Origin of the sequence: Mesorhizobium sp. M7A.F.Ca.MR.362.00.0.0 (genome assembly GCF_004023175.1) — a bacterium.
In the GTDB taxonomy this organism is placed as follows: Bacteria; Pseudomonadota; Alphaproteobacteria; order Rhizobiales; family Rhizobiaceae; genus Mesorhizobium.
The window spans coordinates 38,855-39,447 of record NZ_RZTF01000020.1; the positions used below are offsets into that span (position 1 = coordinate 38,855).

Annotated in this window: 1 protein-coding gene; it reads right to left on the reverse strand. The window is 64.8% G+C overall.

All coding sequences use genetic code 11. The features are described 5' to 3' along the window. A partial coding sequence (locus tag EOC06_RS41740; RefSeq protein ID WP_245469344.1) for an efflux RND transporter periplasmic adaptor subunit occupies nucleotides 1-593 on the reverse strand: 593 nt, incomplete at both ends.

Consider the following 593-nt stretch of genomic DNA (forward strand, 5'->3'; position numbering starts at 1 on the left):
GGCCGCTGACCAGCCGTATGGTGGCCTTGTCGCCGAGCTTGAGGTAGCCGAGATCGCGCTCGCTGACTTCGCCGCGGGCAATCACCGGATCGAGCTTGAGGATGGTCGCCACCTCGCCGCCTTGCATGATGGAGCTGCCAAGTTCCACCGGCACCCGGTCGATAACGCCGTCGAAAGGCGCCTTCACCTCGTTGCGGTCGAGTTCGGCCTGTGCCGTTTCCAGTTGCGACTGCGCCGAGGTCAGGTTCGAGCGCGCGGTGTCGAGCTGCAGCTTCGGCAGATTGCCTGATTTCATCAGCCGCAAGGCTGCGTCCAGCTCGGCCTGACGCTGCACCACCAATTGCTTGGCGTTGTCGACCATCGAGATCTTTTCTTCCGCCGCAAGCATCAGCACCAGATCCCCCGTCTTGACGTGATCGCCTTGCTTGACAGGCAGCTTGTCGATGACACCGGCGACGCGCGTCGCCAGCACCGCCCGCTTGTCGGCTTCGGTCAGCCCGGAAATGCGGATGGCGCGTGCATAGGTCTTGCGTGGCGGCGTCACCACAGCGACCGTGCGCAGCGGTGCCTTCGGCTCGGCTTCCGCCGGCTTC